The following is a 7,749-nucleotide window of genomic DNA, read 5'->3' as shown; positions in this document are numbered from 1 at the left end:
CCCTTCCTACCATACCAAATTCTAACTAACCTAAATGGTTGAAAGCTTGTATCTGTATTTTACACAAGATTAAGGACTTGACTGTAAATCGCAAATTACCGGGAAATCCAGAGAACATTTTGTATCGATTTCCTAGTAAATACAGTTTTTCATGCAAACAACCACTTAAACATGATCTATTTGACTTATAAACACAAAAAAGACTCGGAACTACCCGAGCCTAATGCCGAAAAACAGTTAAAATCATCATTTCTCTGCTTCAACAAGCGCTTCAATATCTGATTCTTTATAATTTCCTTCTATACCAGGTTTGTCGATTAAGTATGCAACAATCTCATGTTTATCAAGTGAGAGTGTTGACTTCAAACCGTAAATGATCATTCGTAAATATTGACTGGAAGGCTGTTGAAATAAAACATCTAGATCCCAATCCGCTGTAAATGTAAAAATTGGATACCCTTCCTCTTCTCCAATATACAAAATCGTACCATACCATGAGTCACGAAACGTCTTAAAGCCATGTTCAATCACTTCATCAAAATCAACATTTAATGTCGCTCCGTTATTTTCTTGTTTGACTACATCCGTAAATTGTTCTTCTGTAATTAAATATTTTCTACTGTATGTATACCAACGTTCGTCTTTCGTAAGCCCAATAAAACCGACCCCTTGATTTTGCCAACGTTCTGACGCTTTCGCAAAATAAAGGGGATAATGCATGATATGGGTAGATTCATCTATTGGCAACGACTGATCTCGACAACCAATTTCTTCTTTATCAGCACCTCTTGGGCGTCCACCTCTGATATAACATAGGAACCGCTCTCTACTAAGATTCGAACCATAACTTGCATACCACACATATCTATTTGTCATTGTAATCACACCTATATGATGAATATTTGACTCCAACAACGAACCATCGCCCTAAGAACATGATTGACTTTCCATGACCAATGTATCAAAAAGTTTTTGCATGGTCGGATTTTCGCTAGCCATCTCCTCTGGATGCCACTGAACGCCAATAATCATTGGCGAAAATGGATCTACTGATTCAATGGCTTCAATCACACCATCAGGAGCTGTTGCGACTTTTTTTAACTGTGGCGCTAGTTGATCAACAGCTTGATGATGAATACTATTGACTTGAATATCAGAAGTGGTACTTAATTGAAATAATCGACTATCTTGATCCATTTGAATGTGATGCGTTGGTTCAGATCGAGCGGCTTGCTGCTGATGATTAATGGCATTTGGATGACTCGTTTCAATATCTTGGATGACGGTGCCGCCTAATGCGACATTAACGATCATAGCTCCTCTGCAAATGCCTAACATCGGTTTTTTTTGTTGTAATGCATGGTGAACGATTTGGATTTCCGTCTCATCTCGTTTTTTACTCGTTTTTTGAATGTGTGGCGATGGATGCGCGCCAAATGATTCAGGATCGATATCTTCTCCACTGCTTAACACAATTCCATCGCATATACGCACCCAAATATCACACATTACATCTGTGCCAGTCGGAATAATGACCGGGACACCACCTGCTCGTTTGACTGCTTGAATATGTTTTTCATGAAGATGATAACTCAATATTTGATTATGATGAACAACGGTACTCGTTATGCCAATCACAGGAATATTTGATGACACCATGGTTACACATCCTTTTCAGATCATTTCTTACTTATTGTGTAAGAAAGCTCAGGAAAATATACCAATATCCTGTCACCAATATTCCTACTCACTTATTCTTCTTTCTCAGTGACAAAGCCGACTAATTCATCTATGGCTGTTTCTTCATCGGTTCCATCAGCAATAATTGTAATGTGATCGCCTTTTGATAAAGCTAAACTCATTAACCCCATAATACTTTTGCCATTGATTCTTTTCTCACCTTGTTCAATAAAAATATGTGAAACAAACCGGTTCGCTTTTTGTACAAATTCAGCAGCTGGACGTGCTTGTAAACCAGGATGAAGTGCAATCTCAACTTCCTTTGAAACCATCTAATCCCTCCTCATAATAATGAAAACGCTGACAATTATTGAAAAAGAAAAGGACTTACTTGCCATCTAAGATGACAGAAAGCCACAATTATTGCTGTACCGTTACATTTTCACGGCGAAGTTGTTCAGCAAATTGATCAATTTTCTTTAAGCGGTGATTAATACCAGACTTACTGATCTTACCTCCTGATAGCATCTCACCTAACTCTTTTAGTGTAACATCTTGATGTTCAACACGTAATTCTGCAATTTCTTTTAATTTGTCAGGCAATGCATCTAGCCCTACCGTGTTCTGGATAAAACGAATGTTATCAACTTGACGGAAGGCAGCACCAATCGTTTTATTTAGATTGGCTGTCTCACAATTAACTAAACGGTTCACAGAATTGCGCATATCCCGCACAATTCGAACATCCTCAAATTTTAATAATGCTTGGTGAGCACCAATATAATTTAAAAACTCTGTAATCTTCTCAGCTTCTTTAATATACGTAATATAGCCTTTTTTGCGTTCCAAAATACGCGCATGTAAGCCATACTCATTTAAAAGTTCACACAATGATTGATTATGTTCTTCATAAAAATTATGGATTTCCAAATGATAGGAGGACGTTTCTGGATTATTAACTGAACCACCTGCCAAAAACGCTCCTCTCAAATAAGCTCGCCGACAACATTCACGGTCTGTATATTTTTCTGAGATCGTTCGTATCAGACTGAATGGTTGACTCAAAATTTTCATATCTTCTAACATGTCTTGAACGCCTTCACTCATGCGAACAATATAAACATTATTCTTTTTCAGCTTCATTTTCTTTCTCACGAGTAACTCGACAGGACGATTATACATGGATTTGATTAACGTATAGATTCTTCGAGCGATCGCCGCATTTTCCGTCTGTACATCTAACACATATCGTTGTCGTGATAATGAAATCGCCCCATTCATCCGAATCAATGCAGCCAATTCCGCATTCTGACAACAATCATCATCTTCTATCTTCGTTAATTCTTTTTTTATATCGGCAGCAAAGGACATCTTTCTCCACTCCCCTTCATAAATCGGACAGCAACGAAACCAGCAATTTAGCGATCTTATCTGTATCATGTCGTAACGTCTGTAGTTGCTCTTTCACAATGTCCGCTTCAATGATATTTAATCCTAAGTTTTCTAATCGTTCACGGTCATATTCAACTGGCATTGCATTCTCTTCTGCATATGTTTCACGCATAGATGGATCGATGGGTTGATTATGCATAATGATATGTTGCAAACAACCAGAGCCTACGTGATCTAGAATGGCTTGCACATGGTCTGATGCTGTATATTCATTCGTTTCCCCTTCTTGAGTCATTAAGTTACAAACATAGGCGACATTTGCTTTCGTTTCTTTCAATGCCTGACCAATTTGGGGAATAATGAGATTTGGCAAAATACTTGTATATAAGCTCCCAGGTGAGATGACAATTAAATCCGCTTGATGAATCGCATTTACAGCCTCAGGTAACGGCAACACGGGATTCGGTTGTAAAAAGACACGTTTAATCTTCTGGTTCGCTTTTGGTATATTGGATTCGCCAACAACCACCTTACCGTCCTCATATTCAGCATGAAGAAACATATTTTGATTCGCAATGGGATAAATATTTCCTTTGACGTTTAACACGCGCGAAATTTCTTTAATCCCTGTGTAGAAATCACCCGTCACAGAAGTCATCGCTGCCAACAACAAATTTCCCATCGAATGCCCATTTAACCCATTTCCTTTCGTAAAACGGTGCTGGAACAAGTCCATTAACATGGGTTCCACATCTGATAAAGCAGCAATCACATTCCGGATATCTCCTGGTGCTGGTATTTCCATTTCATGACGTAGTCTACCTGAACTACCACCATCATCGGCTACTGTTACAATCGCCGATAAATCTACGGATTGTTTTTTTAATCCTCTAAGCAATACTGGCATACCAGTACCGCCGCCGATGACTACAATGTTACCCTGCTCTTGGTTTTGTTGTGACATGATTTAACCCTTTCGTTTTTCAATATCTCTGTGTGTAACATGCGTCACATACTGCTTATCAAATGCTGTAGCAATGTGTTCAGCAATTGCTACAGAGCGATGCTGCCCACCTGTACATCCAATGGCAATGACAAGTTGGCTTTTCCCTTCCTTTTTATATTGCGGTAACATGAATGTGAGTAGGTCCAGTGTTTTTTCGATAAACTTTTGTGTATCTGACCATTTGAATACATACGAAGAAACCTCATTTGTTAAACCAGTTAGCGGGCGCATCGATGCTACATAATGTGGGTTAGGGAGAAAGCGAACATCAAAAACTAAATCAGCATCAATCGGTAAACCGTATTTAAAACCAAAAGAAACAGTATGAAGTGAAAAGATATCTTGTTCTTTCTCACTATATCGCTCGACAATTTCTTCACGTAGTTCTTTCGGTTTTAAAGAAGAAGTGTCAATAAAGTGTTGCGCTCTCCCCCGTAATTCATCCAGCATACTACGTTCTGCGTGAATCCCTTCTAATGGGAGCCCGTCTAGTGCTAATGGGTGAGACCGACGCGTTTCTTTGTATCTTGAAACGAGAACATGGTCATCCGCATCTAAAAATAAAATGTGTTCTTCCAGCCAATCAGCTTGCCCTAATTGATCCAAGGCTTGAAATAATGAATCGAAAAATTCACGACCTCGTAAATCCATAACGAGCGCAACTTTTCGTATATTATTCGAAGCATCTTTCATTAGTTCCAAAAATTTCGGCAAAAGGGCGGGGGGAAGGTTATCAACACAATAATAGCCAAGATCTTCAAAACTTTGCACCGCAACAGTTTTTCCAGCACCTGACATACCTGTAATAATAACGAGTTTGGTTTCTTCTTTTTGGGCAGACATTCGCGTCACTCCTCAACAAACAACCATTTATTTATCTATATGTTTATTACTTACGAATCATCACCTTCTATTATACACGTATGCCATGATCCCCCACAACCTTTTCACTTCTTTATTCCATAGAAAAAAATGGCATAGGTATGGGAGCCTATGCCAAACATCTATTTATTAAAAAGGGGGTCAATTAGTTAATTTCATTGTAACGTATTTTTATTTCGTGCGTGTTACAGTGAAGTTAACTTCTCATTACTTTCTATGTCGATTTAATGACAACCATTAACTTGGTGTATTTAATGTTTCTTCAAGGTTCTCAATATAAGATTGTGCAGCTTGGGCGGCAATGCTTCCGTCACCAGTAGCAGTTACAATCTGACGTAATTCTTTCTCACGAATGTCACCTGCTGCATAAATGCCAGGAACGCTTGTCTCCATATTTTCATTCGTTGGAATATAACCTTCTTCATTCGTAATACCAATGGATTGAAATGGCTCACTAAGTGGTACCATACCAATATAAATAAACGCACCATCTGTTTCGAATTCAGACTCTTCACCTGTTTTGTTATTATATAAAGTTACACTACCAACTTTTCCGTCTTTTTGATTAATTGAAGTTACATTGGTATCCCAAATGAAGTCAATCTTATCATTCTTAAATGCACGATCTTGTAAAATCTTTTGTGCACGCAATTCATCACGGCGATGAATAATCGTGACTTTACTTGCGAATCTTGTCAAATAAACCCCTTCTTCGACAGCGGAATCGCCACCACCTACAACGACAAGTTCTTTATTTTTGAAGAACGCACCATCACATACAGCGCAATAGGATACACCACGACCACCCAATTCTTCTTCACCAGGTACACCTAATTTCTTATATTGTGCACCAGTCGTTATAATGAGAGCTCTTGTTTTATATTCTTTTTTGCCAGCAACGATCGTCTTATACTCTTTCCCGTCAATCACTTCTTTAATATCACCATACGCATATTCTGCACCGAATTTTTTCGCATGGTCAAACATTTTTGTTGATAAATCAGGCCCTAAAATATGATCATAACCAGGATAATTTTCTACATCTTCTGTATTTGCCATTTGGCCACCTGGAATCCCACGTTCTAACATTAATGTATCAAGATCGGCGCGTGACGTATAGACTGCAGCTGTCATACCTGCAGGACCAGCGCCGGCAATAATCACGTCATAAATTTTATCTTCTGCCATTTGTCTTCATCCTTTCTGCCTTTCTTTCTAACCCCTATTATTGCGTTTGAATGAAAAAAGGTCTAACATTCTGCTCATACTACCCATGGTAAAAGGTAGATGACATCAACCACGGTGGTGTTTGCTTCGATAAGATATCATGTTTACGACAACCTTCTTCCCAAATTTGATAGGCGCGTTCGATTTTGCCTAATCCGTAACAGCATGCACTGTACCATCGATAGAAAGAAGCATGGTTTTTCACAATATCTTTACTTAACGATTGATAACGTTGATAAGCTTCTTCGACGAATCCAATTTGTGAAAGGGTCATTGCCAGTCGTAACTTCTGTTGTTCATGCATTGGATAAATATTTACAAGGGTATTTGTAATTGGTTCTAGTTTATCCGAATCTTCTTGATAATAATAAAAAATCGCCAAATTCATAATGCCGAATAAAGCGTCGGGATGATGATGGACATACTCCTCTTCTAATGCAATGGCTTCTTCCTTTTCTCCTGCAAAATAAAGAGCATAAGCATATTCATGGCGCGCTTGTGAGAAATCTGGGAATATCGCGATCATTTCTTCTAATAAGGCCAAGGCTTTCGTCCATTCTTCACGGTCCAAGTGATAAAAAACCGTTTCCTGATACATCAGAATATCATCTTCTTTATCAAATGCCCATTCATCTTCTTGTTCCTCTTCTTCATCGATCGATAATACCGTCAAGAGACTATTGGCTTCTTCAGAAAAATCACCATCCGGCGCTTCTTCTACATAAGTTTGCGCATAAGCTTTTGCATCTTGCAATAATCCTAAATGGGCACAGTTATTGGCAAGCAAGTAATAACAATCTACATATTCTTCACCATGTGACGCGAGAACATCCTCTAATAATTGATTGGCTAAATGATACGAACCGATCTCTGTATAGACAATCGACATTTGACATTGATAGAGAGGGTTATTGGGTTTTGCTTCTATGGCTTTTCCAAACCATTTCAATGATATATCAAATTTTTTCTTACGATATGCTTCTACACCTTTTGAAAAATAGAAATCTCCCTCAGGAATAAAAGGTATCAGTTTTTGATCATGTGATTCCTGTTTAGACACTACTTGATAGAACCTCCTCACTACGTTGGTTTATCTATAAACGAACTATTCATTATGAAAAAAGGTTATGACTTAAGCATTATAACACATATTCAGTAGAAGAAAATACCTTTTCAAAGCTTTTCCTCTATGCCGTGATTTATAGTAAAATAAAAATAGGAGGGAATTTTATGCATATTGTCATTTTTGGAGCAGGCGCTTTAGGTAGTTATTTCGGTACAAGGTGGGAAAAAGCAGGCGCAAAGGTAACGTATCTTGTGCGCGAAGGTAGATATCAACAATTGAGAGAGCATCACATGCACATTCAGAGTGTAAAAGGAAACGATACGATTCAAGAGCCACAAATCACCACTGATCCACAGCAAATATCACATGCCGATATCTTAGTGATTGCTTTGAAAGGATATCATTTAGAACAAAGTCAAGTCCTTAATCTTGTGTAAAATACAGATACAAGCTTTCAACCATTTAGGTTAGTTAGAATTTGGTATGGTAGGAAGGG

The 7,749-nt window shown here is 38.2% G+C and carries 9 protein-coding genes; 1 reads left to right on the top strand and 8 read right to left on the bottom strand.

Annotated elements, in window-relative coordinates:
* Window positions 1-246 precede the first annotated feature (246 nt).
* From J416_RS12450 to J416_RS12415, 8 genes are all read right to left on the bottom strand, one after another.
* The gene (locus tag J416_RS12450; RefSeq protein ID WP_003472906.1) at window positions 247-876 is read right to left on the bottom strand and encodes a hypothetical protein; all 630 of its coding nucleotides are present in this window, start codon (window positions 874-876) and stop codon (window positions 247-249) included.
* A gap of 51 nt (window positions 877-927) precedes the next feature.
* On the bottom strand, window positions 928-1,659 hold the full coding sequence (locus tag J416_RS12445; RefSeq protein ID WP_003472903.1) for a gamma-glutamyl-gamma-aminobutyrate hydrolase family protein: 732 nt from the start codon (window positions 1,657-1,659) through the stop codon (window positions 928-930).
* A 92-nt stretch (window positions 1,660-1,751) separates the two neighbouring features.
* The gene (locus J416_RS12440) at window positions 1,752-2,012 is read right to left on the bottom strand and encodes an HPr family phosphocarrier protein (protein ID WP_003472900.1); all 261 of its coding nucleotides are present in this window, start codon (window positions 2,010-2,012) and stop codon (window positions 1,752-1,754) included.
* An 88-nt stretch (window positions 2,013-2,100) separates the two neighbouring features.
* On the bottom strand, window positions 2,101-3,051 hold the full coding sequence (gene whiA, locus J416_RS12435; protein WP_003472897.1) for a DNA-binding protein WhiA: 951 nt from the start codon (window positions 3,049-3,051) through the stop codon (window positions 2,101-2,103).
* Window positions 3,052-3,067: 16 nt separating this feature from the next.
* A complete protein-coding gene (locus J416_RS12430; RefSeq protein WP_003472895.1) occupies window positions 3,068-4,036 on the bottom strand; it encodes a gluconeogenesis factor YvcK family protein in 969 nt (322 codons plus the stop codon).
* A 3-nt stretch (window positions 4,037-4,039) separates the two neighbouring features.
* The gene (gene rapZ / locus J416_RS12425) at window positions 4,040-4,921 is read right to left on the bottom strand and encodes an RNase adapter RapZ (RefSeq protein WP_003472894.1); all 882 of its coding nucleotides are present in this window, start codon (window positions 4,919-4,921) and stop codon (window positions 4,040-4,042) included.
* A 276-nt stretch (window positions 4,922-5,197) separates the two neighbouring features.
* Window positions 5,198-6,148: a thioredoxin-disulfide reductase gene (gene trxB / locus J416_RS12420; RefSeq protein WP_003472893.1), complete on the bottom strand. Its 951-nt coding sequence runs from the start codon at window positions 6,146-6,148 to the stop codon at window positions 5,198-5,200.
* Between the two features lie 79 nt (window positions 6,149-6,227).
* Entirely contained in the window at window positions 6,228-7,247 is a 1,020-nt protein-coding gene (locus tag J416_RS12415; protein ID WP_003472892.1) for a tetratricopeptide repeat protein, read from the bottom strand.
* 170 nt (window positions 7,248-7,417) lie between these two features.
* Here J416_RS12415 and J416_RS12410 point away from each other — a divergent pair, with 170 nt between their 5' ends.
* Window positions 7,418-7,690 carry a ketopantoate reductase family protein gene (locus tag J416_RS12410; RefSeq protein ID WP_003472889.1) on the top strand — a complete coding sequence of 91 codons (273 nt, stop codon included), beginning with the start codon at window positions 7,418-7,420 and terminating at the stop codon, window positions 7,688-7,690.
* Window positions 7,691-7,749 lie beyond the last annotated feature (59 nt).

This window comes from Gracilibacillus halophilus YIM-C55.5, from assembly GCF_000359605.1.
Classification (GTDB): Bacteria; Bacillota; Bacilli; order Bacillales; family Amphibacillaceae; genus Gracilibacillus; species Gracilibacillus halophilus.
This window is presented reverse-complemented; position numbering and strand designations above follow the sequence as displayed.